Here is a 467-nt window from a genome sequence, read left to right on the forward strand (position 1 = left end):
TCGACGCGGGGGAGGCTGTCGACGATCTCGTTGACCTGGGCGATGACGATGCCGCCACCGAAGGCGGTGGCTTCGACGATCACCGGAGTGTCTTCGGTATTCGGCCCGGTATAGAGGTTGCCGTGGCGGTCGGCGTCGTACTCGACGTCACGCTGGCGCGGGGCCAGCACGGTGAAGGTGGTCGGATCGCTGGCCGGTGCGTAGCGCTCTTCCGAGGACACGGTGCTGTGCACGCCGATGGTGATGAAGCGATCAATCTGCTCGAAGTACGGTGCCGCTACCGTCGGGCCGGTCAGGATCAGCGGGAACGGCAGGTCCTTGTTCTCCTCGCGCAGCAGGATGCCGAAGTCCAGTGCACCCAGGCTCATCAGGTTGCCGCTGATGCCGAAGCGGTTCATGCCGATCACCGCGAACAGGAACGACAGCGGAATCACCAGCGCGGTGATGGTGGCCGCGCGCAGGTTGCC

At 65.3% G+C, this 467-nt stretch carries 1 protein-coding gene; it reads right to left on the reverse strand.

The genetic code is table 11. The features are described 5' to 3' along the window. Positions 1-467 (reverse strand): malonate decarboxylase subunit alpha (locus ABGA94_RS04515; RefSeq protein WP_375366507.1); only part of this gene is annotated, 467 nt, incomplete at both ends.

This window comes from Stenotrophomonas sp. 3diitr2024, assembly GCF_042136455.1.
Taxonomy (GTDB): Bacteria; Pseudomonadota; Gammaproteobacteria; order Xanthomonadales; family Xanthomonadaceae; genus Stenotrophomonas; species Stenotrophomonas sepilia.